The sequence below is a fragment of the Flavobacterium aureirubrum genome, from assembly GCF_038739835.1.
GTDB classification, from domain to species: Bacteria; Bacteroidota; Bacteroidia; order Flavobacteriales; family Flavobacteriaceae; genus Flavobacterium; species Flavobacterium aureirubrum.
Genome location: NZ_JBCGDO010000003.1, coordinates 93,735 through 117,739, shown reverse-complemented (window position 1 = coordinate 117,739; position 24,005 = coordinate 93,735). Strand labels below are relative to the sequence as shown.

Genomic DNA, 24,005 nt, shown 5'->3' with positions numbered 1-24,005 from the left:
AAATAAAAAGCCCTAACTTTCGTTAGAGCTTTTTGGTATGGATAAATAACAAATTATTTAATAACCAATTTTCTAGAAGCTGTTTTTCCCTCTTCTGTTATTTTAATAATATAAACACCAGAATTTAATGAATTTACATTTATTGTACTATCTGTTGTAGTTGTATTTAAAACTTGTTTTCCTAAAACATCAAAAATAGTTACTGATTTTTCAGCATTAGCTGTAGTTTCAATAAATAAAGTACCGTTTGTAACAGGGTTTGGATAAACTCTTAAACCAGCAATGTTATTGTTGTTTGTTCCTAAAGTACCACCAGTAACTTGTGTCCAAGTAGTTCCAATTCTAAGTTCGTCAATTTGAACAGATGGTGTTTCTGTTGCACTATCTTGTCTTAACAGAAAGTTTGAAATTGTTGATAAGTCTGTGCCAGCAGCAGTTTGAGCATCAGAAATTGTTGCAGCAGGTTGCGCAGCGCCAATTACTGGGTTTACCCATAAATCAACACTGTCATCAGATGCAGCAGGATTGAATGTATAACCAACAACTACAAAATAGGTTTGACCTGTTTGGTAGGTTGCAGTAGCAAAAGATGTACTTGCACCTGTGGCAGTTCTTACTTCTATCCCAAGATTAAAGCTTGTATCATCAATTCTTTTAGACCACAACGTTGCTCCAAGATTAGTTGGATTAGATCCAAACGCAGCGAAATAACCACCATTAGCATCGCTAACTCCAGTCATAGAAGCAACATTTAATAAAAATGAATAATAGACAGTTCCTGTGTTAACCGATGTGAATGGAGAAACACAATCAATTCCCACTCCATCAAATATCACAAATCCAGTAGTACTTGGATTTAATCCTGGGTAAGCAGGTGCTATTGAACCGCCAGCTACAATTATGTTGTCACCTGTATTGACATTAGACCACTGTTGACTTGCGCCTAATGAACTCGCTTCCGCATAGGCAAAAGGCTCATAATAAGGTAAAGCACTTACTGGTTTACAGTCTAAAGGTGCAAGCGCCGTAGTACTGTATGAACAAGAGCCTTTTGTAATTGTCATTGTAAATCCGGTTCCTTCTGTTACACCTGATACAGTAATTGTTCCAGCGGCTAAAGTAGCTGGGTTATCACCACCAACTGTTCCTGAGGAAGGTGTAAAAGTATAAGCTCCTGGTGTTCCTCCAGTATAAGGAATACTTACAGTATAGGTGTCTATACCTAAGCTTATGTTATCACATTGAGCGGTTGGATTACTTAAAACTAAAGTACAGGTTGGGTCAAAGTTGAAAACTCTAACGTCATCAATTCTAAATTGACCAGTATTTGGCACTGCAACAGTTGATGGTTGTGTAAAACGCAATGATAAAGTTGTTGAAGAAGGAATTTGTCCTCCAGTTACAGTTACTAAACTCCATCCCGTAGCAGATGGAGTAAAGGTAAGTGGAGTCCATGTTGTTCCATTAGTGCTTTGCTCAACGATTAATTGTGCTGCCGATGTGCTAGTTGTGTTATAACCAAATGACAATTGGAGATTGGTTGCAGAAAATGCAGAAGTGTTTATACCATCAATTTGAATGAAATGACCTAGATTTGTGGTTTGAGATAAAAATACATTTCCGTTTCCTGAAGCACCTGAATAACCTGAAGATGCTGTAGAAGTTCTTAAGCTTGTTGCGCCTGAAGTTCCCGTGTAAACTATTGGGGTTGTGTTTTGAAAAGTAGCAGGAGCTGTACTTGTAATGTAAGCAGCAACAGTAGTGTTTCCTGTTGGAGTTCCAAAATTTTCTGAGTAAATAGTTTGTCCAAAAGAGGCATAACTAATTAACACTAATAATAAAGAGTAAATTTTTTTCATTTTTTTAAATTTAATTTGCCTCAAAGATAAGTACAAATTTCCTTATCCTGAAATATCAATGTAAAAAAATGATTAAGAATTAAATTATCAAATAGTTATTTAACTATCTGATAATTAATTTTCTAGTAGCGGTAGTTTCTCCTTCGGTAATTTTGATAATATAAACGCCAGAAGGGATTGAGTTTATGCTTAGTTCTCGAGAAGTTGTAGTAGTTTGTAATACTTTCTTGCCCAAAACATCAAAAATTAAAATTTCTTTTTCAAGTGACGTTTTAGAGGTTATATAGATTTTTCCATTGCTAACAGGATTAGGGTAAAAACCAAGCGTTTCGCCTTGTTGTTTTACATCCTGAGCAATACAGTTTGAGTAAAATAGCAACGAAAAAAGTAGTAAAAAAAAGTATTTTTTATTCATGACTTCAATTTGGTTAGTACAAATATATAATTTTCAATAACTATACCAAAAAAAAGCACCTCAAATTATTTTGAAGTGCTTTCTATTACTAAGTAAGTGCTTTTTATAAGCCTATAGTCCAACCGGTAGCCCAAGTTGGGGTAATAACGCCATTTCCTGATCCTGTTGCTGTGGTCGTTTCAGTAAAAACTGCTGAAACATCTGCACTAACACCTGCGGTTGCCGGTGGTACTACTGTTGTTCTTCCTGTAGATTTACGATTGACATCTGAAAAAGTAACGTTGTTTGCTTTTAAAGAAGTTCCAACAACTGCTATTGATTCATCGTGTTCAACATCAAAACCATCTGCCCAACCGCTAACTACGACGTTATTAAATAGTCCTCTAGTTCCTCTTCGTAATTTTAAAGCATCATTTTCGGGATATGTTGTAGAAGCTGCTGTACTACCTGGACCAACGAGTGTAAGGTTGTTTATAGTAGGGTTAGAGAAAGGCGTATTTGTAAAACCTAATTCAAAGTTATCTGCTTCAATTCCTCTGTTTCCTTTCCCGAAAGAGATTTTACCATACCAGTTTGTATTGGTTCCATTCCAACCTTCTGTCCAATCAAATTGATCATCTTCATTGCCAAAAGCAACTAAATTTGACGTATTTACAGTTCCACCAAAAAATTCAAAACCATCATCTGCACCGTGAAATGTTTGAACGAATTCAACAGTAGTTCCTGAACCAACACCAAATAATGATAAACCATTAAATTCTTTCTCGCTATTAAAAGCAGCACCGCAGTATTCAAGTCTTAAATATCGTATGGTACCAGAATTATCGTTTGCAACAGCTCCTCCATAGGTTAACTCTGCCACTTCAGATTGTGCTGTTGAAGCACCACCAGTAACTCTGTTAATTGGCGCTTTTCCGCAAATTACTAGTCCACCCCAATCACCAGGAGCTTTGGTCGGTAAGCCACTTGTCATGATAACTGGGTTAGTAGCTGTTCCATTGATATTAATTTTTCCTCCTTGTGAAATAGCAATAAAAGATGCAGTTCCGCCAACACCTTCAATTTTTGTACCCGCAGGAATAGTTAAAGTTGCACCTGCATTTACCTGTAATCTTCCCGTTAACTTGTAGATTGTTCCAGCATTTAAAATTACTTCACCATCGTTAATTTGTCCTTTAAAATCTGAAGGGTTTAATTGAAATGATGAGGTAGGGGAATTTTCGTCATCTTCAACGATACAACTTGTGAAGACGAAACCAACAAGAGTTAGAATACTTAATAATTTAAAAATAGATTTTTTCATGTTTAAAAAGTTAAAATTTGATTAATGCAAATCTCGTTACTTAATTTTTATACAGCGTTAACTAAATATCAATGTTCAATTAAAATAAAGTATAGTAAATATTAAGAAAATGTTATTTAGGTTAACAAATAACAAAACTGTTTTTTACTAATAATTATTTTGTGATTTAAAATTGATAAGTAAGGTTTAAACTAAACATCATCCCTTTTTTATAGGATAACATTTTCACATCTCCATTAGAATTTTCTTGTGTTCTCTCGATTTTTGGGTCTAATAAATTTCTTGCAATTAAAGAAATTCCAAGATTTCTATTTATTTTAAATCTATTAACTAAGTCAAGAGTACCAACCGCTTTGTCAACAAGATTACCGTTTCCATTAGTTCCAATAGCATTTATTCTATCAGAGAAATAGGTAAATGCTAAAGTCGATGTTAACGAGGTGTTTTTATCATTCCATTCTTTAAAATAAGTTACATCGGCATTAATAAGCAAATCGGAAGCTCCAGTGAAGGCACTTTCAGTATTTGTGAAAGCAACATTATAATCGGTCTCTCTCTGAATTTTTTCGGCATCAAGATCTTGTGCAGTATGTAAATATGATACATTTAAACCTGAAGATATCTTCGCACCATTTTCTGGACTTAATATATTTTTTCTAATCTCAAGTTCGGCTCCAGTTACATAACCCTTATTCCCTGTGTTAACGAAAGAAACATCATTAGTTGAAGAGGCAATTGTAATCTCGTTGATTGGATTTTGAATATATTTTCCAAAAGCTGTAAATGAAACAACTTCATCCGATTTTGGAAAAAATTCCCATTTCAAATCTAAATTGTAGTTATCTGACTCATATAAATCAGGATTTCCAATTTTTACCTGAAGTACTTCTTCGTAAAGAAACAAAGCTCTTTCTTTAAACTGAGGTAAGGTATAGGTTTTGCTTGCACCCAATCTAAGATTTTGTTTTTCGTTTAGTTCATATTTCATCGTTAAACTAGGTAAAAAAGCATTCTTTATAAGCCTGTCGTTTCCGGTATCGCCTAACTGTGTATCCCACGATACTCTTTGGCTTATTCCTTCTCCTCTAAGGCCAATAACAGTTGTTAATTTGTTAAATTTATATTCTGTATTTAAGTATGCAGCATTAACAAACATTTCTCCGATATATGATTGCGGTCTTGTTGCGCCTGCAAGCTGATAGTTCCCTCTAAAGGTCGTAATTTCGAAAGCACCGTTTGCAAAGTTTGGCTGGTTGTAAAACAGGTCTAAATTATTGGGGTCTACTACCGTGTCTTCAAAACCTTGATTTGCTCTAAAATTAAATTGGTTAGCTGTTAAATCTCTATTTTTTAATCTGAAATTATAACCTGCAGTAATTTTTCCTAAATAATCGCCCTCACTATTTTTTTTAAATTTATAATCGATACTGGCTCTGGCAGCAAATTCATCTTCCGTTATGTTTTGAAAATAACGGTGATTGTCTGGTCTAGAAATGTTCGAAAGGACAAACCCATTAGTTTCCTCTCTAAAAATGTTCTGAACCCTGTCAGGCTGGTCACTTTCTACAGTGTTGTAAGATACACCCCAATTCGCCGAAAATTTTTCGCCAAATTTATGTTCACCCAGTAATTGATTAATCATTAATTGGTTTCTTTCATAAAAAAATCGACGCAGCAATCCATTATCATCATTGGCAATGTCGATAATTGTTCCTTCGTATTCTTCTTTTGATTGGCTAGAAGTATTAATGAATATTGTATTAAAATTGATTTTGTGGTTGGCGTTGATTTTATAAGCTGCGTTACCCATAACAGTCGTATTGGTAGTAAAGCTATTTTGTCTAAATTCTCTAAAATCTTTATTGGCAACGCCAAGACCATTAACACTTCCTTTCGCTGTACCATCGGTTATAGCATTAAATTCGTTGCTATAGTTTGCTGTTCCAAAAAGGCTTAGTTTCCCTTCATCACCTATTGAATAAGATGATCCAGCAGAAATTCCTAAATTTCCTGCATAAGGAGTCTTATTTTCTAATCGTAAAGTTTCAAAGTTGTAGGCAGTAAGCGGATTGTTTGGTTGAGAAGTAGTACTGAAACCTGTAATATTCTGACCTTTATGCAAAGAAAATTCATCTAAAGCAACAGCATTAGTATTTGCTTTTGAACCAATATCAATTTTTACAAATCCTTTTCCTTTGTAATCTTTGGAAACAACATCTACGTTTCCTCCTGCAAAATCTCCATAAAGTTTACTTCCGTATACTTTGTCAATGCCAACAGACTCTACAATATCAGTTGTGAAAATATCTAAATTAATGTTCTTTTTTTCGGGATTGTTAGAAGGTACAGGTAATCCATTGATGGTTGTTGCATTATATCTATCACCCAAACCACGAACAAAAATGTTTCCAGTTCCTTCTTGTTTAGTAACACCAGTGGTTTTAGTTACAGCACCAGACACGTCACTAACTCCTTTACGAGACATTTCTTGAGCACCAATACTCTGTTTAATTTCTACCGCGTTTTTTTGTTCAAGTAATAAAGCCGTTTCTTTTTCTCTACTAACGGTATTTTGTATAACTACATCTTTCAATTGATAACTTCCAGAACCCAATGCTTTATTAATAGTCATTGTTTCACCCGCTTTTACTTCTACTTTTTCTTCTACATTTTCATAACCAACGAAGCTAAAAACAATAATATAGCTTCCCGGTTGTAGGCCTATAGTATATTTACCATTTTCATCCGTAGATACGCCAATATTTAATCCTTTAACTTGTACATTAGCAAAGGGTAAAGGTTCGTTATTAAAGTCTTTATCGGTAAGCGTTCCTGTAATTGTTCCTTTACTTTGAGCAAATCCTAAAGCACTGACAAAAAACAGAATAAACAATAATTTAAATTTCATTTCTACTTATTTAAAAATTTGGTGCAAAGGAACTGTGGCATTGTAAAGAGCATGTTATTGCAATATTATGATTTTGTGTTTTTAGCATTAACAAATTGTTAACAGATTAAATAATGGTTAACTACCTTCTTGTGGCACTTTAACATTTTATATTATCTTTACATTTACATTCACAAAAGCAAGTTTGTCAATTATGAAAAAAAAAGACATTAAAATTTTATTAGTAGATGATGAGCAAGATATCTTAGAAATTGTAGGTTACAATCTCTCACAAGAAGGATATCAAGTTAGTACTGCCACTAATGGTAAAGAAGCGATAATCAAAGCTAAAAAAGAGTTACCACATCTTATCATAATGGATGTGATGATGCCCGAGATGGATGGAATGGAAGCTTGTGAAGCCATTCGTAAACTTCCAGAACTAAATAGTGTTATAATCGCTTTTTTAACCGCACGAAGTGAGGATTATTCTCAAGTTGCAGGCTTTGATGCGGGCGCAGACGACTACATTACAAAACCCATAAAACCAAAATTATTAGTAAGCAAAGTAAAAGCTTTACTGAGAAGATTAAAAAGCGATGAACAAGCTTCAGAAACACTCAATGTAGGTGGAATTGAAGTAAACAGAGAGGAATACAAAATCATCAAAGAAGGTAGAGAAATTGTACTTCCTCGTAAAGAATTTGAGCTTTTTTATCTTTTAGCATCAAAGCCAGGAAAAGTTTTTAAAAGAGAAGAAATTCTAGATAAAGTTTGGGGAAATGAAGTTATTGTAGGCGGAAGAACCATAGATGTACACATCAGAAAATTGCGCGAAAAAATAGGAGAAGATTTATTCAAAACCATCAAAGGCGTTGGCTATAAACTGGAAGTGTAAATGGCGCTAAAATTTAAAAAAACTTATACTTTTGCTTTAATATCTACACTTTACATAACCTTATTTTCATCGGGTTTTTTGGCCTTATTGTTATGGGCTTTCGACGAGTTCTCTCTTCTAATTATTAGTCTTTTTGCAATTTCTATATGTGTTTTTTCATTTTTTGTGATTCAATACAGAGTGGAACGATTTATTTATAGAAGAGTAAAAAAAATATACGACGATGTTTCGCTTTTAGAATCCACTTCTTTCAGAAATCAACCCATAACTACCGATATGGCAACTTTAACCAAACAAGTTAAGAAGTTTGCTACTGATAAAAAGCTAGAAATCGAAACACTTAAAGTTCGTGAAGAATATCGAAGAGAATTTCTAGGAAATGTTTCTCACGAGTTAAAAACACCGTTATTTACCGTTCAAGGTTATCTTGCCACATTACTCGATGGCGCCATGAATGATAAAAATATTCGTAAAAAATATTTAGAAAGAGCTGAAAAAGGAGTCGAACGATTAGTCTATATTGTGGAAGATTTGGATATGATTTCCAAACTTGAAATGGGCGATGTTAATCTGGAAATGTCTGATTTTAATATCGTGGAATTGGTTCAAAGTGTTTTCGATTTACTAGAAATGAAAGCCGATCAAAAAAATATTATTCTAATGTTTGACAGAAAATATAGTAAACCCATCAAAGTTTTTGCAGACAAAGAAAAAATCCAGCAAGTGTTAATCAATCTAGTGATGAATTCTATCAAATATGGTAAAGAAAACGGAACTACAGAAGTAAGTATAGAAGATTTAGTAAATGATAAACTTATCGTTCGGATTAAAGACAATGGCGAAGGAATTGAAAAGCACAATATTCCACGACTTTTTGAGCGCTTTTTTAGAGTTGATAAAAGTGGTGCCCGAAGCGAAGGCGGATCTGGACTTGGACTTTCTATTGTAAAACATATCATTGAAGCGCACGGCGAAAAAATATATGTAGAAAGTGAGTTTGGTAAAAGCTCGGAATTCTCTTTTACTCTAGAAAAGGGATAAAAAGTTGCCTCCAATTAATGGTTTGATTTAGTTTTGGCAGACCTTTATATAATTGAATTTCTATTAAATTTTCAATTCTAAAATTATCCTGATTTGCATAGGGTGCAAATCCATTACGCTTAAACCTTTTGGCCAAATATATTTGCTCAAATTGTCCTGGCGTTGGAATAAAAAACGCTTTTTTCTCTAGTTTTGCCAAATCCATAACTGTTGTATATCCTGACCGTGATAAAACAATCTCACTTTCGTTAAAAGTTTTTTCCAGTTCATCAGAAGTCATGAAATTATAATAAGTCACATTTTCTATCTCTTCTATTTTTTGGATGGGTTCAATAATTCCTTTAATAAAAATTACATTTCCAGCAAAAAGTCGAACCTCGTTTTTTAATTTTTCTTCCAGCATGGTGCGCTGAGGTTCAGGTCCAGAAAGAACTACCATTAATTTATATTTGATTGGCATTTCTTTTTTTTCCAATCTACTCAAAGGTCCAATATATCGTAGCGATAAAGAGCTGTTTTTAAGATGACCCAATTTTCCTGTAAGATTATGAATCTCCTGCATGTCTGGAACCCAACATTCGTTAAATTTTTTGATAAAATGTTGATGAAGTTTACTCGATATCCACGTAGTTTTTCCCGATAAAACATTTAATTGATGGGTAATGAAAATGCTTGGAATTTTTTTATTCCGAACACCTAAACGGTTATCCGAAATGATACCTTTTAAATCAAATTGTACTACCAATTTTTTAACTAATTTTTTTTCATCCAAAATTGCTTGTATCATCTTTGGACTGTTTTTTATCAGTTTCCACTTAAAATCATTACCATCTTTTGCATATTCAATTTCATACGAAGGCAATTCAATTGACTGCAAATGAGGAAATTCTTTTTGAAGCAATTGCAGCGCAATACCATCTGAAGCAATAACAGGTGTAAAACCCTGAATTTCCAAGGCTCGAATTATAGGAATACAGCGAGTAGCATGACCTAAACCCCAATTCAGTGGTGCAATAAGTATGTTTTTTGGCATAAACATTAATTTTTCAGAACACTTATAAATTGTTCTGCAAGTTTATTTTCATATTCAAAATGTTGTTCTTCATCGAAAAAATCATGAACAGGATTATGTTTGTAAAGTTTCCATTTTTTATTTGAATATTCCAATGCGGTCAAATTTTCAATCCAATCACCTGAATTTAAGTAGGTGGTTTTGCCTTTTTCGGTTTCAATCAACTTCATTTTTGGTTCATGAATATGCCCACAAACTACATAATCATACTTGTTTTCGATAGCTAATTCTACGCAAACATTTTCAAAATTAGTAATAAATTTTATGGCTGATTTTACATTATCTTTAATTTTTTTAGACAATGAGTAGGGTTCTTTATTGCATTTTGTCAAAAACCAATTTAAAACTCGATTAATTATTATCAGCAAATCATAACCCCAACCACCAAGTTTTGCCAGCCATTTTGCATGATTAATCGAAGCATCAAAAACATCACCATGAAAAAACCAAGCTTTCTTCCCATCTAAGTTTAACACAAGTTTGTTAATTAAACTCATATTTCCTAGATGTAAATCAGTAAATTTTCTTAAAAACTCATCGTGATTTCCTGTTAAATAGTACACTTTTGTGCCTTTTGTACTCAAAGAAATTAATTTCTTGATTACTTTTAAATGAGAGGCAGGAAAATAGGATTTTCTAAATTGCCAAATGTCGATTATATCTCCGTTTAGGATGAGTGTTTTTGGTTTAATAGCCGATAAATAATCAAATAATTCATTGGCATGACAACCATAAGTTCCAAGGTGAACATCTGAAATTACAACAACTTCTATGTTTCGTTTTTTCAAAATAATTTCGTTTTTCAAAAGAACGATTATTACATTGTAAACAGGTTATTTAAACATTATCAAAACTTTATTTAAACTCACTTGAAAATCATTAATTTTACCGAAAAATTAAATTTGTGGGTAGTAAGAATAAATTAAAGCGATTTAAAGAAAACGAAACTTTTGAAAATGTTTTTCAACCAACGAGAGAAGAAGTTGTAGGTGGCGAATTTCCTTTGAAAGGCAAATGGAATGATAATTTTTTCAAAAACAATAATTCAATCATTATTGAATTAGGTTGCGGAAAAGGTGAATACTCGATAGGTTTAGCAGAAAAATATCCGGATAAAAATTTTGTTGGAATTGATATAAAAGGTGCTCGTTTTTGGCGAGGTGCAAAAACAGCAGTTGAAAACGGTATGCACAACGTGGCGTTTGTTCGAACTCAAATTGAGCTGATTAATTTTATTTTTGATGAAAACGAAGTAGACGAAATTTGGATAACTTTCCCCGATCCACAAATTAAGTACAAGCGCACGAAACACCGAATGACGAACCCAGAATTCCTACAGTTGTATAAAAAAATATTGAAACCTGACGGTGTAGTTAATCTAAAAACAGATAGTGAATTTATGCACGGATACACACTAGGATTACTTCATGGTGAAGGTCACGAAGTCTTATATGCTAACCACAATATATATAAAAACGAAGGTGCGCCAACTGAGGTTACTCAAATTCAAACTTTTTATGAAAACCAGTATTTAGAAGCCAACAAAGCAATTACTTATATTCGTTTCAAAATCAAATAGATGACCATTATTTTTACTTTTGTATTGGGTTTTTGCATTTCATTTTTGGCAGCATTACTTCCAGGATTGATTAATATGACTGCTGCAAAAATTAGTTTACAAGAAGGAAAAACAGGAGCTTTAAGTTTTGCATTTGGTGCTGTAAGTGTTGTTTTAGTTCAAACATTATTAGCAGTCCTTTTCGCTCGTTTCATTAGCAGTCATTTAGAAATTGTTGCTATTATTCAAGAAATAGCCATTTTTATTTTTTTTGGGTTAAGTGTTTATTTTTTTTGGATTGCAAAAAGGCCTAAGAAAATAAAAACAGATATCAAAGTAAAAGGTAAGTCCAATCGGTTCTTTTTTGGAATGCTAATAGCATCAATCAACTTATTGCCCATTCCTTTTTATGTTTTTACAAGCATTAGTTTAGCCGCATCGGGTTATTTTACTTTTGATAAAATTCCTATCGCTGCTTTTGTTTCAGGAGTTGTAAGTGGTTCTTTTTTAATATTTTATATTTATGTAGTTGCATTCAAAAGGATAGAAAAGAAAACGGAGTTTTTATTCCACAACATCAATATTATAATTGGATCAGTTACTGCGCTGATTGCTATTTTTACACTTTTCAAATTCATCTTCAGTTAGCTATGGAAGATAATTTCTTTGAAAGAGTTTATGAAATTGTTCGTCAAATTCCAGAAGGGAAAGTTACATCTTATGGTGCAATCGCAAAAGCTCTCGGAACTGCCCGTTCAGCCAGAATGGTAGGTTGGGCAATGAATGCAAGTCATAATATCGATAATGTTCCAGCGCATAGAGTAGTAAACAGAAGAGGATTGCTCACAGGAAAACACCATTTTGATGGCACCAATTTGATGCAGCAATTGTTGGAAAACGAAGGAATTGTTGTTGTCGACAATCAAATTGTGGATTTTGAGAAACATTTTTGGTTGCCTAAGGTGAAAGAATAATTATTCTAACAAACAAACCGTAAACTTCGTTTGATTTTCTCCATTTTCAAAAGCTAAATAACCACCGTGAGCTTCGATAATATTTTTCGATAACGTCAGTCCAATTCCAGCTCCATCTTTTCTCGTGGTAAAAAACGGAAGGAAAATTTTATCTTCAATTTCACTGTCAATTCCTGTTCCAGTATCGGTAATGATTAAGTAAATTCGTTTTTCTTTCACTTCGGCTGAAATCGTGATTTCTTTGACTTCTTTCTCGGCTAAAGCATACATACTATTCGTTAGCAAATTAATGATAACCTGTTCCATCTGATTTTTATCGACCAAAACCCAACGATTAAAATCAACCAAATTCTCAACGGTTATTTGTTCTTTTTTAAATAACGGTTGCATGATTTGTAAACAACTTTCCAGCAGTTCTGAAAGTTCTGTTTTTTCCTTTTTTGGTGAAGGTAGCATTGCCAATTTTCGGTAGCTTTCAACAAATTCCTGCAAATGATTACTTCGGTTGTGCATCGTGGCAACACTTTGTTTGATGTCGTCTAAATCTTCGGTAGAAAGCGTTTCTTGTTGTACCAATTCGCTTAAATTTTGAGAAAGCGAACGAATTGGTGTAAGCGAATTTAATAACTCATGCGAAATCACTTTCATCAAGTTAATCCAAGCTTCTTTTTCTTTTTTCTCAACCACTTTTTGAATGCTGTCGAGTAAAATAATGTAGTATTCCTGATTGAATGTTCGAGTTGCAGAGGTTTGAATAATAAAGGTTTGCGTATCTTGTTTGTTCACTCTAATTTGCAACGATGTTTTCATTTCCTGAAAATGTTGCTCTTCAATAATTTCGCAAAGCGATGGCAATTGATTTTTTAAATAATGCCATTTGGATACTTTTGGAACAGTAAAATGCTTGGAAAAATAATCATTCATCAAAAAAATATTCCAATCGCTATTTTCCTTTTGTAAAATGATAATTCCGGTTTCAATATTGTTTAAAATCGAACGATAAATAATATCTTTTGAAAGTTCTTCGTGTTGCTTGTTTTTAAGTTTTTCATATAATTGAAATAAACTCGAATAATTTTCATAGGATTTATTTTTGGAAAAATCGGCAGAAAAATCATTTTGCAAAATCGAAGCAATCGTTCGATCATAAATCAAAAAAGCATTTTTGATAAAAAAATAAATTTCAGAAAGCAACAAAACCGAAACAAATACCACAAAAAATCCGGTATAAAGCAAATCTTTTGAAAACAAAAACATACTCAAACCAATACTGATTAAAACCAATACTAATCTAAAAAAAAGTGAGTTGTATATTTTTTGTTTTTTAAACACTGAGTTCGATTTGAAATTAATTGATTTTGTATTAAAACCATTAAGTAATTAAGATAATTAAGCGCAACAAATCTTAATGAAACTTAATTTCTTAATGGTTTTCATGTTTTTTTGATTTTAATTTTTCCGTCTATAATCATATTAAAATGTAATTTTTGAATTTAATGTTTTTTGGAATTTAGTGCTTTTAATTTGGAATTTTTATTTTGTATTTTTCCATTCTTCGATACAAAGCAGCACGAGACAAACCGAGTTCTTCTGCTGATTTACTAATGTTGTAATCGTGTTTTGCCAATACTTTTTCTATAGTTATTTTTTCCATATCTGAAAGCGGAATATCATCACGATTTTCAAAAGTTGTAACGATTTCTAAATCCAAATCGGAAGCCGAAATCGTGTTGTTTTCGCATAAAATTACAGCTCGTTCGATGCGATTTTCCATTTCGCGGATATTTCCGTTCCAAGCGTGTTTTTCTATTAGTTCCAATGCTTTTTCACTGAAAATAATTTCACTTCGGTCATATTTTGAAATCATTTTTTCTAATAAAAATTGTGCCATCGGAATTTTATCTTCTTTACGTTCTTTCAACGAAGGCAACGTAATTTCCATAGTGTTGATGCGATAATACAAATCTTCACGGAAATTCTTTTGGTTGACTTCTTCTTTCAAATTGAGATTGGTTGCCGTAATGATTCTAACGTCCAATGGTCGCGCTTTTGATTCGCCTAAGCGTGTAACGGTTTTGGTTTGGATAACCTGTAATAATTTGGATTGTAAATGCAACGGAACGTTTCCAATTTCATCTAAAAAAATAGTGCCGTTTTGTGCGTTTTCAAATCGTCCAGCGGTATCTGTTTTGGCATCGGTAAAAGCACCTTTGGCATAACCAAAAAGTTCGCTTTCAAAAATGTTATCATTCAACGAACCCAAATCAACATGAACAAAAGCATTATTTTTTCGGTCGGAATTCTGATGAATATAATGTGCCATAACAAATTTTCCGGTACCGTTTTCGCCTAAAATCAATACATTAGCATCGGTTTTGGCTACTTTTTCTCCCAAAGAATACGCTTTTTGTATCGTTTTTGATTCGCCAATAAAATAACGTTCTGCTGGAGTTTCTTTTTCGGCTTTTTTTCGGCTTTTTCTGGATTCGTCAACGGCTTGTTTTACCGTTTCAAGTAGTTTTTCGTTTTCCCAAGGTTTTAAAACATAATCAAATGCGCCATTTTTTAAACCTTCAACAGCAGTTTCAACTTTTCCAAAAGCTGTCATTAAAATCACAATCGTTTTTGGCGAAAGCGTTTTTATTTCTTTCAAAAAATACAAACCTTCGCGTCCATCTTCAAAACCAATGCGATAGTTCATGTCCAAAAGCACAACATCAATATCATTTTCGGCTAATAATTGGATAACATTCTTTGGATTATTGAGCGTAAAAATGGTTTCGAAATGTTTCTTCAAAAGCATTTTTGCGGCAAAAAGAATATCTTCTTGATCGTCAATAACTAAAATGTTGGCATTGGTTTTTTTCATCTATTTTATGTTTAAACCATTAAGATGTTAAGAAAATTAAGCTTTGTAATGCTCTAAATGAACCTTAATTTCTTAATGGTTTATATTTTTTTATAATTACTGTTTTTTCAAAGTGTTCGGTTTCGCACAAATGGTGTTCGATAATGAACACTATTGAAAATTAATCGGCTTGTAATTTATTTAAAATCAATAAATTGTGTTTTTTAAAACTTTGGCACAAAATTGTATTTAAGCATACCAAAGAATTTAAAATGGACACAGTCATCAATCGTAAAAGTAACAAAAAAAAATATCTGGCAATAGCAATTTTCGCCATTATAGTTTTGGGATATGGCGCTTTTTCAATGATTACCAAAAAGAGAACTTTTAATGTAAAGAAATCAGAAATCACGATTAAAACAGTAGAAGAAGATTTTTTTGAAGATTTTATGGTATTTCAAGCGCGAGTTGAACCAATGAATTCGATGTTAGTGAATATTGTTGAAGGTGGATCGGTTCAGGAAATTTTTGTTAGTAATGGTGATAGGGTTGTGCAAGGTCAACCGTTGGCAAGATTATACAATCCAAATACGGAATTGAATTATATGCAACAAGAAACCGCCATTATTGAGCAAATTAATAATCTGAATAAAGCCAAATTGGATTTAAGAAATCAAGAATTGAATTTGGCAAAAGATTTGGTTTCAATCGAACATGATTTTTTGGATGCTAAAAATTTATATGATTTGAATAAAAAACTTTTTGAACAAGAAATTTTAGCTAAAAACGAATGGGAAAAAACACAAGAGAATTTTCGTTTTCAAAAAGAGCGAATGAATATTATCAAACAAAGTGTAACTAAAGAAAAGCAAGCCAATCAAATCCAAATCGGGCAACTCAATCAATCCATCGGAATTATGGAGAAAAGTTTGGGAATCTTGAGAACCAACAAAAAGAATTTTCTAATTGTTGCACCACTTTCGGGAAGATTGTCGTCGTTTGAACCAGTTTTAGGACAAAGTTACCAACAAGGACAAACGTTAGGAAAAATTGACGTGATGAAAGGTTACAAATTATTGGCAGATGTGGACGAATTTTATTTGTCAAAAGTGAAACAAGGTCAAAAAGGAACGGTTGATTTTAATAGTAAACAAGTGGAAGTAGTGATTGCTAAAGTTATTCCCGAAATAAAAAGTGGAAGATTTCAAGTGGAATTGAATTTTGTGTCCAATGAAAATTTAGATTTACAACAAGGATTGAGTTTTGCCGTTCGTTTAACCTTATCCGAAAAAACAAAATCGGTAGTGCTTTCCAAAGGAAGTTTTAATCAAGATACTTCGGGCAAATGGATTTTTGTAGTAAACGGAAACAAAGCAGAAAGAAGAAACATTGAAATTGGGAGGGAAAATCCGTTGTATTTTGAAATCATCAGCGGATTAAAACCTGGCGAACAAGTGGTAACATCAAGTTATAAAGATTATCAAGAAGCAGAAATATTAAATTTTGAATAAAATGAAAAGTATCGTATTCTTATTATTATGTGCAATTAATTTAAATGCACAAACCATCAAATCAAGTGGAACTCATTTTGTTGATGGAATTAAAGACAAAAGTTGGTCCAATGCTAATGGAGAAAATTTTACCAACGCCAAATTCAAATCCTATACAGGTTCATGTTATGCATTGCTGGAAGTTGATGAAACTGTTGAAGTTAGTTTTCAAGCCTTTTCTGAAATAAAAGCTGGAAGACTTGAATTCAAATTAATCGATGAAAAAGAAAATCAGTATTTTTATTGTAGCGCAACGAAAGAATGTGAATTGTTGAAAGACGTTATTCTTGAAAAAGGCAAAAAATACAAACTGCTTTTCACAGGAACAAATGCCAATGGGAATTATGAAGTTACTTGGGAAATAAGAAAAAAATAAAAGTCAATCAAAAAACGAACAGTCATGATAAAAATCGAAAAAATTTCAAAAGTCTTCAGAACCGAAGAAGTAGAAACAAAAGCACTTAGCGAAGTTTCAATCACAATCAATCAAGGAGAATTTGTCACCATTATGGGTGCATCGGGAAGTGGGAAATCGACGCTTCTAAACATAGTTGGGCTTTTAGATGGTGCAACAAGCGGAAGTTACAAATTATTAAATCAAGAAATGATTGGCATGAAAGAACAAGAAAAATCAAAAATCAGAAAACAAAATATTGGTTTCATCTTCCAAAATTTTAACCTGATAGACGAACTTTCAGTTTTTGATAATATCGAATTACCATTGATTTATAACAATGTTCCATCATCGGAACGAAAGAAAAAAGTTGAAGCAATTGCCGAAAGACTAGGAATTTCGCATCGATTGAAACATTATCCGCAACAACTTTCGGGCGGACAACAGCAAAGAGTTGCTGTGGCAAGAGCGTTGATTAGCGATCCACAAATCATTTTAGCCGATGAACCAACGGGAAATTTGGATAGTAAAAACGGAAACGAAGTCATGGAATTATTGACGGATTTACATGCTAATGGTTCCACTATTCTAATGGTAACGCATTCCGATTATGATGCGTCTTTTTCGCAAAGAACGATTATAATGAAAGACGGAATGGTGCTTTCAGAAAAAACAAATAGCAGAAACGTAGATGTTTTTGTATCTTAAAACAATAATTTAAAATCATAAAATCATGACCAAATTAATAGTAACAATTGCCTCATTTATAGTAAGTTTAGTAGCAACAGCACAAGTTTCTGAAAATAGAAATGTAAGCGATTTTTCAAAATTGAAAGCTTCACAAGGAATTGAAGTTTTTTATACGGTTTCCAATTCAAATAGTTTAAAAGTTGAGACGGATGACAACGAAAGAATGCAAATGATTAAAACTGAAGTAGAAGGTGAAACTTTAAAAATTTTCGTCGATACGGATAATGCTAAAAAGCCAAAATCAAAAAAATGGAACAACAGAACCATCAACGGTGTAAGTTTTACTAGTATAAAAGTATATGTAACCGGAAAATCATTATCTGAAATCAAAGCCAGTTCTTCGGCAAGTATCAAAATTCAAAATTTGAATACAACTGAAAGATTAGAAGTTGCAGCAAGTTCTTCAGGAAGTGTTTCAGGAAGTTTTGATTGTACTGATTTTAAAGCCGATGTTTCATCAAGTGGCGATGTAAAAGGACAACTTTCGGCAAAATCAGTTTATGTAGAAGTGAGTAGTTCTGGCGATGTAACATTGGACGGAAATGCAACTTCGCTTGAAGTAAAAGCGAGTAGTTCGGGCGATTGTAATTTGAGAGGTTTATCAGTGGAAAACGCAACAGTAAAAGCCAGCAGTTCTGCCGATGTTACACTAACCGTTACAAAATCGTTAGAAGCTGCAGCGTCATCGAGTGCTGATGTTAATTATTATGGAAATCCTTCGCAAGTGAATGCTGATAAAAGTTCATCGGGTTCGGTGAATAGGAGATAATTATCAAAAGCAATCATCATCAAAATCATTATCAAAAAACGAATAAATCATGCTAAAAAACTGGCTACACCTATTTTTATATCAAATCAAAAACAACAAACTATTTACAGCTTTGAATGTTTTGGGATTGAGTATTGGAATCGCAGGATTAATTTTTGCCATTCTTTACTGGAACGACGAGCAAAGTTACAACGCTTGGAATCCAAACAAAGACAAAGTTTTTCAATCCATTAGTCAAGTTGCTCCAGACATGTATTGGGCAAGCAATGTTGCGGCATTAAAAACGTATTTCGAAAAAGATTTCCCCGAATTAGAAGCTTATTGTTATCTCGAAAATTGGTACTACGAAGAATTAGTTCAATATAAAAGCAAAAAAGAAATTCTAAAAATAACCGATTCTCAAAATAAATTTTTTGAATTTTTCCCGTTTCCGTTTGTTAAAGGTTCTCCAAAAACCGCTTTGAAAGACAATGCAAGTATGGCAATTTCAACAAAAGCTGCCGAAAGACTATTTGGCAATGAAGATCCGATAGGCAAAGAAGTGCGTTATTCAGGAAGAACTTTTGTAATCAGAGGTGTTTATGAAATCACTGGAAAATCTTCGTTAATGCCAGAAGCGGTTACAAATTTGATTGAGCCAAAATTACAAGAGAATATTAATCATTGGGGAAATTTTAATCACGGATTATTGTTAAAACTCAAAAATCCAGATGATGCTCCAAAAGTTGTTGCCCGAATGGAGAAAATCATGTTCGAAAATCGAGTAGTACGATGGGCAAAAGAAGAAGGAATAACGGTTGAAGAATGGCTGAAAAAGAACGGACAAGAAAGTACAAAAATAATTCTTGAACCATTGTCAAAATCTCGTTTGCATTCTATATCTGACGGTTTTGCAGAAGGAAGAGGAAATTATCAATTCTTGATGATAATGCTCGGATTATCCATCTTAATTTTGATTTTATCCATCGTAAACTATATAAACCTTGCAACGGCTAATGCTATAAAAAGAGCAAAAGAAGTTGGTGTTCGAAAAATTATTGGTGCGTCAAAAATGAATATTATCAAGCAATTTATTTTTGAAACTACATTGATTACGTTGTTTTCTATCTTACTTTCTTTGGTAATTGTGGAACTTTCGTTGCCTTATTATAATGAATTTTTGAATAAAAAATTAATCATTCATGGCGAACAATTTTATCTGCAATTGATTTTAATTTTCTTTTTCACTATTATAGTTTCAGGTGTTTTTCCAGCGGTTTATGTGTCAAATTTTGAAACGTTAAAAGTGCTGAAAGGCAATTTTGGCAGAAGTAAAAGCGGCATTTGGTTGCGAAACGGAATGCTGGTTATGCAATTTGCTATTGCAACATTTTTCATCATCGGTTCTTATATTGTTTACCAACAAGTACAATTTTTAAATACTAAAGATTTAGGTTTCAAAGGCGAACAAGTACTTTCTATTCGCTACAGAAATATATACGATTGGAAAGAGAAAGATTATAAGCAAAAACTTTTCAGTCGATATTATATGATTAAAGATCAGGTTTCAAAAATAAAAGGCGTAGAACAAGTTTCCACTGGAGCGTTTGATTTTGGAAATGGTTCGGGTTCGTCTTCTAGTTTTGATTATAATGGGATAACAGTTCAAGGTCAGAACATGGGAATTGATTTTGGAATGCTCGAAATGATGAAAATCGGGTTAAAAGAAGGAAGATATCTTACCGAAAAACTGGCTTCGGATACTATCAACACAATGTTGATTAATGAAACTTCGATGAAGCTAATGAAGGAAAAAAATCCATTAGGAAAAGAAGTTGAGTGGAATGGAAATAAACTTAAAATTGTTGGAGTTGTAAAAGATTTTAATTTGTATAGTCCACAAGCCGAAGTACCGCCAATGGTGTTTTTTCACTTCAAAACCATCGATTGGATGCTTCAAAATGCTAGTAGAATTCACGTAAAAGTGGATGGAAAAAACATGGAACAAACTATTGCCGATATTGAAAAATTTTGGACAAAAAATGTCGATTCTGAATATCCATTTGAATATGACTTTGTTGATAAGGCTTATGCAAGAACCTATGAAGCTTATGTCAAACAAAGAAATCTATTTTCATTATTAAACGTGATTGTAATCTTGATAGCCATTTTTGGATTATTTGCTTTGGCGTCATATTCCATCCAACGAAGAATGAAAGAAATCGCCATTAGAAAAACGCTCGGTGCTGAAACCAATGTTTTACTAAAAGAATTATCAAAACAATATGTGTTTTTCTGTATTATTGGATTTTTAATCGCTGTTTTTCCAGTGTATTATTTACTCGGAAAGTGGCTTGAAAATTTCGCTTCCCGAATAGAGATTAGTTTCGTTCCGTTTGTCGTTGGATTTGTTGTTTTGTTGATTTTAACTCTAATTGTAGTGCTTTCGCGAGCTTATCAAGCCACAAGAATGGATGTTTTAAAATATTTGAAATACGAATAACAATTTCAAAAATCAACATCAAAAGTCAATTTCAACATCAAAAGTCAATTTCAACATCAAAAGTCAATTTCAACATCAAAAGTCAATTTCAACATCAACTTTAAAAATCAAAATCAGTTTAATCCGTGAAATCTGTGGCAAAAAAATATTGACATGAATAAAAAAGTTTTTTTTCTAGTTTTCATTTATACACTTTGTTTTTCTGTATTTGGTCAAGAAAATTCCTGGCCTTTGCAGAAATGCATTTACGAAGCGATGAAGAATTCGATTGACATAAAAATCAGTCAACTTCAAGTAAAAAAATCACAAAAATTGCACAATTCTATAGCAAATCAAATGTTACCAGCAATTTCTTTTACAGGAAATCAAAGCTATAATTTTGGTTCAACCATTGATCCATCTACCAATGGAAGAGTTAGTTCTAACATTCAAAACGATAATTTCTTTTTGAATGCACAAATGAATTTGATTGATTTTAAAAATTTTGCCATGGCGCAAAAGACAAAAATTGACATAGAAAAAGCCAAAGCTGATTTAGCCGTTATTGAAAACGAATACCAACTTCAAATAGTGGAAAGTTATTATCAAGCACTTTTTACTCAAGAATTGCTTAAAATTCAAAATGAACAATTCAAAAACGCACAATTTAACTTGAATCGTGTGCAAAAAGAAGTTGAAATTGGCAGTAAACCTAAAAGCGATTTGTATGATATGCAACTCAGTTTCGCCCAAGAAGAAATGAGGATTTTACAAGCGGAACAATTGTTTTTAATACAAAAAAAGCAACTTTTTCAATTGATGAATGTTGAAAATCTTTCCATAGCCGAAGTTTTTTTGGAAAATTTTATTGATAAAAATACTGCCAAAAATTCCGTTGAAAATAATCCAAAAATTCGAGCTGCCGAACTTGGTTATCAAAGTAGTTTGAAAGATACAAAATTGGAACGAGCTAATAATTTACCAACGTTAACAACCTTTTACGGATTTTCAACTTTTTACTATAAACCATTAAATCAACCCGATGTTGTAGTAGATAATTTCAACAAACAGGTTAGTGACAATAAAAATCACCAACTCGGACTTCAATTAAGCGTGCCAATTTTTAATGGATTTAGAAATAATCGCCGAGTTTCAGCAACTAAGATCGAAGCCGAAAAATCGAAACTTGTAATCGAGCAAGAAAAGTTAAAAGTCAAAAACCAAATCGATATCGAAACCCAAAATAAAGTCAATTTTGAACAATTGGAAAAGAAATTAGAAGAGATGAAAACTTTTGCCGATGCTTCTTTTCGAACATCACAATCAAAATATGCTTCGGGAGTTATCGATGCTATCGTTTTTTCGGCAGTTAAAAATCAGTTGCTTTCTGCGGAATACGATTTGCTTAAAAATCAATTGCAAATTCAGTTTGCCGACATCAAAATCAATCTAATTCAAGGAAAAGTCTTGTAGCGGTTTTTCCCAATCAAACTATAAATATTTTCAATTCTTTAACTATTGTTTCCAAACATTTCGTAGTATCTTTGCAATTCATATTAAGTTTAAATAAAAAGTCTATCAACTTTTAAATTTTTAAACTCATAAACTTTTAAATAAGAAGATGAAGCTAGATAGAAAAGAAATCCTAAAAGCGTTAGAAACTATTACTATTGCTGGTGAAGGAAAAAATATGGTAGAAAGTGGTGCGGTTAAAAACGTACTTATTTTTGGCGATGAGGTAACAATAGATTTGCTGATTGCAACACCTGCAATGCACATAAAAAAACGTGCCGAAGACGATATTAAAAAATTAATTCACGAGCAGTTTTCTCCAAATGCAGTCGTGAAAGTAAATATTAAAGTTGAAGCCAAAGAAAATCCAAACGAAATCAAAGGAAAAGCCATTCCCGGAATTTCAAATATTATTGCAGTAGCTTCAGGAAAAGGTGGCGTTGGAAAATCTACAACTACAGCAAATTTAGCCGTTACTTTAGCCAAAATGGGATTCAAAGTTGGAGTTCTTGATGCCGATATTTATGGTCCAAGTATGCCAATAATGTTCGATGTAGAAAACGAAAAACCAATCTCTGTAGAAGTTGACGGAAAATCAAAAATGAAACCTATTGAAAGTTATGAAATAAAATTACTTTCAATCGGATTTTTCACTTCTCCAAGTCAGGCTGTTATTTGGCGTGGACCAATGGCTTCTAAAGCATTAAACCAAATGATTTTTGATGCCGATTGGGGAAATCTTGACTTCATGTTAATCGATTTACCACCAGGAACAGGCGATATTCATTTGTCAATCATGCAGTCGTTACCAATAACAGGTGCAGTTGTCGTAAGTACGCCACAAGCCGTTGCTCTAGCCGATGCTAAAAAAGGAGTTTCCATGTTTTTATCAGAAGCTATCAATGTTCCTGTTCTCGGAATTATAGAAAATATGGCCTATTTCACTCCAGAAGAACTACCAAATAATAAATACTACATCTTCGGTCAAGAAGGTGCAAAAAATCTTGCGCTTGACCTTCAAGTTCCATTTCTTGGCGAAGTTCCAATTGTTCAGAGCATTCGCGAAGCAGGAGATTATGGTCGACCAGCAGCGTTACAAACAGGTTCTGTCATAGAAACAGTTTTTGAAGAAATTACAAGAAATGTAGTTGAAGAAACGGTAAAAAGAAACGAAACACTTGCTCCAACCGAAGCAATAAAAATAACAACAATGGCAGGATGTTCTGCTGTGAAAAAATAGTACTCAGTTTACAGTCTCAGTTTATAGTTTACACTGTTTTCTGCGACTGAAAACTGCGACTGAAAACTAAAATAAAGTATGACAAACGAAGAATTAATTTTAAACATCGAAAAAGCACTGAACGAAATCAGACCATTTTTGAATTCGGATGGTGGCGATATTAGTTTGGTTTCTGTTGAAGATGAAAAGCACGTAAAAGTTCGTCTTCAAGGCGCATGTACGTCATGTAGTTTAAGCATCAGCACTATGAAAGCTGGCGTTGAAACTACCATAAAAAAGTACGCACCGCAAATCGAAACCGTAGAAAACGTAGCTTAATTTTTTTTGGCGTTACCTTTCAGGTCGGGCTTTCCGTTACAATCTTTTATTTTTTAAAGAAAAAATAAAAGGATTTTCACTGCAAACGAAGTTCTCAGAACTCCAAATTAAATAAATGTAAAGTGAAGAAATCCCTAACGCAAACTGTAAACTGAC

Annotated in this window: 21 protein-coding genes; 13 read left to right on the top strand and 8 right to left on the bottom strand. The window is 32.8% G+C overall.

Translation table 11 applies throughout. The features are described 5' to 3' along the window. Positions 1–53: 53 nt before the first annotated feature. From WFZ85_RS03890 to WFZ85_RS03875, 4 genes are all read right to left on the bottom strand, one after another. Positions 54–1,859, bottom strand: a complete 1,806-nt coding sequence (locus WFZ85_RS03890; protein WP_342694972.1) for a T9SS type A sorting domain-containing protein — start codon at positions 1,857–1,859, stop codon at positions 54–56. A 103-nt stretch (positions 1,860–1,962) separates the two neighbouring features. Beyond that, on the bottom strand, positions 1,963–2,274 hold the full coding sequence (locus WFZ85_RS03885; RefSeq protein WP_342694971.1) for a T9SS type A sorting domain-containing protein: 312 nt from the start codon (positions 2,272–2,274) through the stop codon (positions 1,963–1,965). A 103-nt stretch (positions 2,275–2,377) separates the two neighbouring features. Continuing rightward, on the bottom strand, positions 2,378–3,577 hold the full coding sequence (locus tag WFZ85_RS03880; protein ID WP_342694970.1) for a hypothetical protein: 1,200 nt from the start codon (positions 3,575–3,577) through the stop codon (positions 2,378–2,380). A gap of 166 nt (positions 3,578–3,743) precedes the next feature. Beyond that, positions 3,744–6,485 (bottom strand): TonB-dependent receptor, encoded by a 2,742-nt coding sequence (locus WFZ85_RS03875; protein ID WP_342694969.1) that lies wholly within the window; start codon positions 6,483–6,485, stop codon positions 3,744–3,746. A 193-nt stretch (positions 6,486–6,678) separates the two neighbouring features. On the opposite strand from WFZ85_RS03875, the gene WFZ85_RS03870 reads away from it, so the two are divergent. Further along, positions 6,679–7,362 (top strand): response regulator transcription factor, encoded by a 684-nt coding sequence (locus tag WFZ85_RS03870; protein WP_342694968.1) that lies wholly within the window; start codon positions 6,679–6,681, stop codon positions 7,360–7,362. Then, complete coding sequence (locus WFZ85_RS03865) at positions 7,363–8,403, top strand: sensor histidine kinase (RefSeq protein ID WP_342694967.1); 1,041 nt, start codon at positions 7,363–7,365, stop codon at positions 8,401–8,403. Here the strand turns inward: WFZ85_RS03865 and WFZ85_RS03860 are convergent. Both WFZ85_RS03860 and WFZ85_RS03855 read right to left on the bottom strand, forming a co-directional pair. Then, the gene (locus WFZ85_RS03860; protein ID WP_342694966.1) at positions 8,384–9,436 is read right to left on the bottom strand and encodes a glycosyltransferase; all 1,053 of its coding nucleotides are present in this window, start codon (positions 9,434–9,436) and stop codon (positions 8,384–8,386) included. The genes WFZ85_RS03865 and WFZ85_RS03860 overlap by 20 nt on opposite strands. Before the next feature lie 5 nt (positions 9,437–9,441). Further along, entirely contained in the window at positions 9,442–10,263 is an 822-nt protein-coding gene (locus tag WFZ85_RS03855) for a UDP-2,3-diacylglucosamine diphosphatase (protein ID WP_342694965.1), read from the bottom strand. A 116-nt stretch (positions 10,264–10,379) separates the two neighbouring features. Between WFZ85_RS03855 and trmB the strand changes: the two genes are divergently transcribed. From trmB to WFZ85_RS03840, 3 genes are read left to right on the top strand one after another with little or no spacing between them, the layout of a single operon-like run. Beyond that, a complete protein-coding gene (gene trmB / locus WFZ85_RS03850; RefSeq protein WP_342694964.1) occupies positions 10,380–11,054 on the top strand; it encodes a tRNA (guanosine(46)-N7)-methyltransferase TrmB in 675 nt (224 codons plus the stop codon). Then, the gene (locus tag WFZ85_RS03845) at positions 11,055–11,681 is read left to right on the top strand and encodes a lysine transporter LysE (protein ID WP_342694963.1); all 627 of its coding nucleotides are present in this window, start codon (positions 11,055–11,057) and stop codon (positions 11,679–11,681) included. Between the two features lie 2 nt (positions 11,682–11,683). Continuing rightward, the gene (locus WFZ85_RS03840; protein WP_342694962.1) at positions 11,684–12,007 is read left to right on the top strand and encodes an MGMT family protein; all 324 of its coding nucleotides are present in this window, start codon (positions 11,684–11,686) and stop codon (positions 12,005–12,007) included. Here WFZ85_RS03840 and WFZ85_RS03835 read toward each other — a convergent pair whose 3' ends face one another. Continuing rightward, positions 12,008–13,339 (bottom strand): sensor histidine kinase, encoded by a 1,332-nt coding sequence (locus WFZ85_RS03835; RefSeq protein WP_342694961.1) that lies wholly within the window; start codon positions 13,337–13,339, stop codon positions 12,008–12,010. It abuts the gene before it with no gap. A gap of 187 nt (positions 13,340–13,526) precedes the next feature. Then, on the bottom strand, positions 13,527–14,876 hold the full coding sequence (locus tag WFZ85_RS03830; RefSeq protein WP_342694960.1) for a sigma-54-dependent transcriptional regulator: 1,350 nt from the start codon (positions 14,874–14,876) through the stop codon (positions 13,527–13,529). Positions 14,877–15,127: 251 nt separating this feature from the next. Between WFZ85_RS03830 and WFZ85_RS03825 the strand changes: the two genes are divergently transcribed. From WFZ85_RS03825 to WFZ85_RS03790, 8 genes are all read left to right on the top strand, one after another. Then, complete coding sequence (locus WFZ85_RS03825; RefSeq protein WP_342694959.1) at positions 15,128–16,366, top strand: efflux RND transporter periplasmic adaptor subunit; 1,239 nt, start codon at positions 15,128–15,130, stop codon at positions 16,364–16,366. 1 nt (position 16,367) lies between these two features. After that, positions 16,368–16,781, top strand: a complete 414-nt coding sequence (locus tag WFZ85_RS03820) for a hypothetical protein (RefSeq protein ID WP_342694958.1) — start codon at positions 16,368–16,370, stop codon at positions 16,779–16,781. Between the two features lie 24 nt (positions 16,782–16,805). Next, positions 16,806–17,507 (top strand): ABC transporter ATP-binding protein, encoded by a 702-nt coding sequence (locus WFZ85_RS03815; protein WP_342694957.1) that lies wholly within the window; start codon positions 16,806–16,808, stop codon positions 17,505–17,507. 25 nt (positions 17,508–17,532) lie between these two features. Next, positions 17,533–18,318: a head GIN domain-containing protein gene (locus WFZ85_RS03810; protein WP_342694956.1), complete on the top strand. Its 786-nt coding sequence runs from the start codon at positions 17,533–17,535 to the stop codon at positions 18,316–18,318. Positions 18,319–18,367: 49 nt separating this feature from the next. Continuing rightward, positions 18,368–20,800 carry an ABC transporter permease gene (locus WFZ85_RS03805; protein ID WP_342694955.1) on the top strand — a complete coding sequence of 811 codons (2,433 nt, stop codon included), beginning with the start codon at positions 18,368–18,370 and terminating at the stop codon, positions 20,798–20,800. Positions 20,801–20,953: 153 nt separating this feature from the next. Beyond that, complete coding sequence (locus WFZ85_RS03800) at positions 20,954–22,252, top strand: TolC family protein (protein ID WP_342694954.1); 1,299 nt, start codon at positions 20,954–20,956, stop codon at positions 22,250–22,252. Between the two features lie 148 nt (positions 22,253–22,400). After that, positions 22,401–23,531: an Mrp/NBP35 family ATP-binding protein gene (locus WFZ85_RS03795; protein ID WP_187655991.1), complete on the top strand. Its 1,131-nt coding sequence runs from the start codon at positions 22,401–22,403 to the stop codon at positions 23,529–23,531. A 78-nt stretch (positions 23,532–23,609) separates the two neighbouring features. Next, positions 23,610–23,849, top strand: a complete 240-nt coding sequence (locus WFZ85_RS03790) for a NifU family protein (protein WP_133533236.1) — start codon at positions 23,610–23,612, stop codon at positions 23,847–23,849. Positions 23,850–24,005: the final 156 nt, after the last annotated feature.

Bases quoted from the DNA above. Each gene is read 5' to 3' on its own strand.
- WFZ85_RS03805 (WP_342694955.1), top strand. From the start codon at position 18,368: ATGCTAAAAAACTGGCTACACCTATTTTTATATCAAATCAAAAACAAC.
- WFZ85_RS03860 (WP_342694966.1), bottom strand. From the start codon at position 9,436: ATGCCAAAAAACATACTTATTGCACCACTGAATTGGGGTTTAGGTCAT.
- WFZ85_RS03890 (WP_342694972.1), bottom strand. From the start codon at position 1,859: ATGAAAAAAATTTACTCTTTATTATTAGTGTTAATTAGTTATGCCTCT.
- WFZ85_RS03790 (WP_133533236.1), top strand. From the start codon at position 23,610: ATGACAAACGAAGAATTAATTTTAAACATCGAAAAAGCACTGAACGAA.
- WFZ85_RS03810 (WP_342694956.1), top strand. From the start codon at position 17,533: ATGACCAAATTAATAGTAACAATTGCCTCATTTATAGTAAGTTTAGTA.
- WFZ85_RS03845 (WP_342694963.1), top strand. From the start codon at position 11,055: ATGACCATTATTTTTACTTTTGTATTGGGTTTTTGCATTTCATTTTTG.
- WFZ85_RS03865 (WP_342694967.1), top strand. From the start codon at position 7,363: ATGGCGCTAAAATTTAAAAAAACTTATACTTTTGCTTTAATATCTACA.
- WFZ85_RS03820 (WP_342694958.1), top strand. From the start codon at position 16,368: ATGAAAAGTATCGTATTCTTATTATTATGTGCAATTAATTTAAATGCA.
- WFZ85_RS03840 (WP_342694962.1), top strand. From the start codon at position 11,684: ATGGAAGATAATTTCTTTGAAAGAGTTTATGAAATTGTTCGTCAAATT.
- WFZ85_RS03870 (WP_342694968.1), top strand. From the start codon at position 6,679: ATGAAAAAAAAAGACATTAAAATTTTATTAGTAGATGATGAGCAAGAT.
- WFZ85_RS03830 (WP_342694960.1), bottom strand. From the start codon at position 14,876: ATGAAAAAAACCAATGCCAACATTTTAGTTATTGACGATCAAGAAGAT.
- WFZ85_RS03795 (WP_187655991.1), top strand. From the start codon at position 22,401: ATGAAGCTAGATAGAAAAGAAATCCTAAAAGCGTTAGAAACTATTACT.
- WFZ85_RS03825 (WP_342694959.1), top strand. From the start codon at position 15,128: ATGGACACAGTCATCAATCGTAAAAGTAACAAAAAAAAATATCTGGCA.
- WFZ85_RS03880 (WP_342694970.1), bottom strand. From the start codon at position 3,577: ATGAAAAAATCTATTTTTAAATTATTAAGTATTCTAACTCTTGTTGGT.
- WFZ85_RS03815 (WP_342694957.1), top strand. From the start codon at position 16,806: ATGATAAAAATCGAAAAAATTTCAAAAGTCTTCAGAACCGAAGAAGTA.
- WFZ85_RS03875 (WP_342694969.1), bottom strand. From the start codon at position 6,485: ATGAAATTTAAATTATTGTTTATTCTGTTTTTTGTCAGTGCTTTAGGA.
- WFZ85_RS03800 (WP_342694954.1), top strand. From the start codon at position 20,954: ATGAATAAAAAAGTTTTTTTTCTAGTTTTCATTTATACACTTTGTTTT.
- WFZ85_RS03885 (WP_342694971.1), bottom strand. From the start codon at position 2,274: ATGAATAAAAAATACTTTTTTTTACTACTTTTTTCGTTGCTATTTTAC.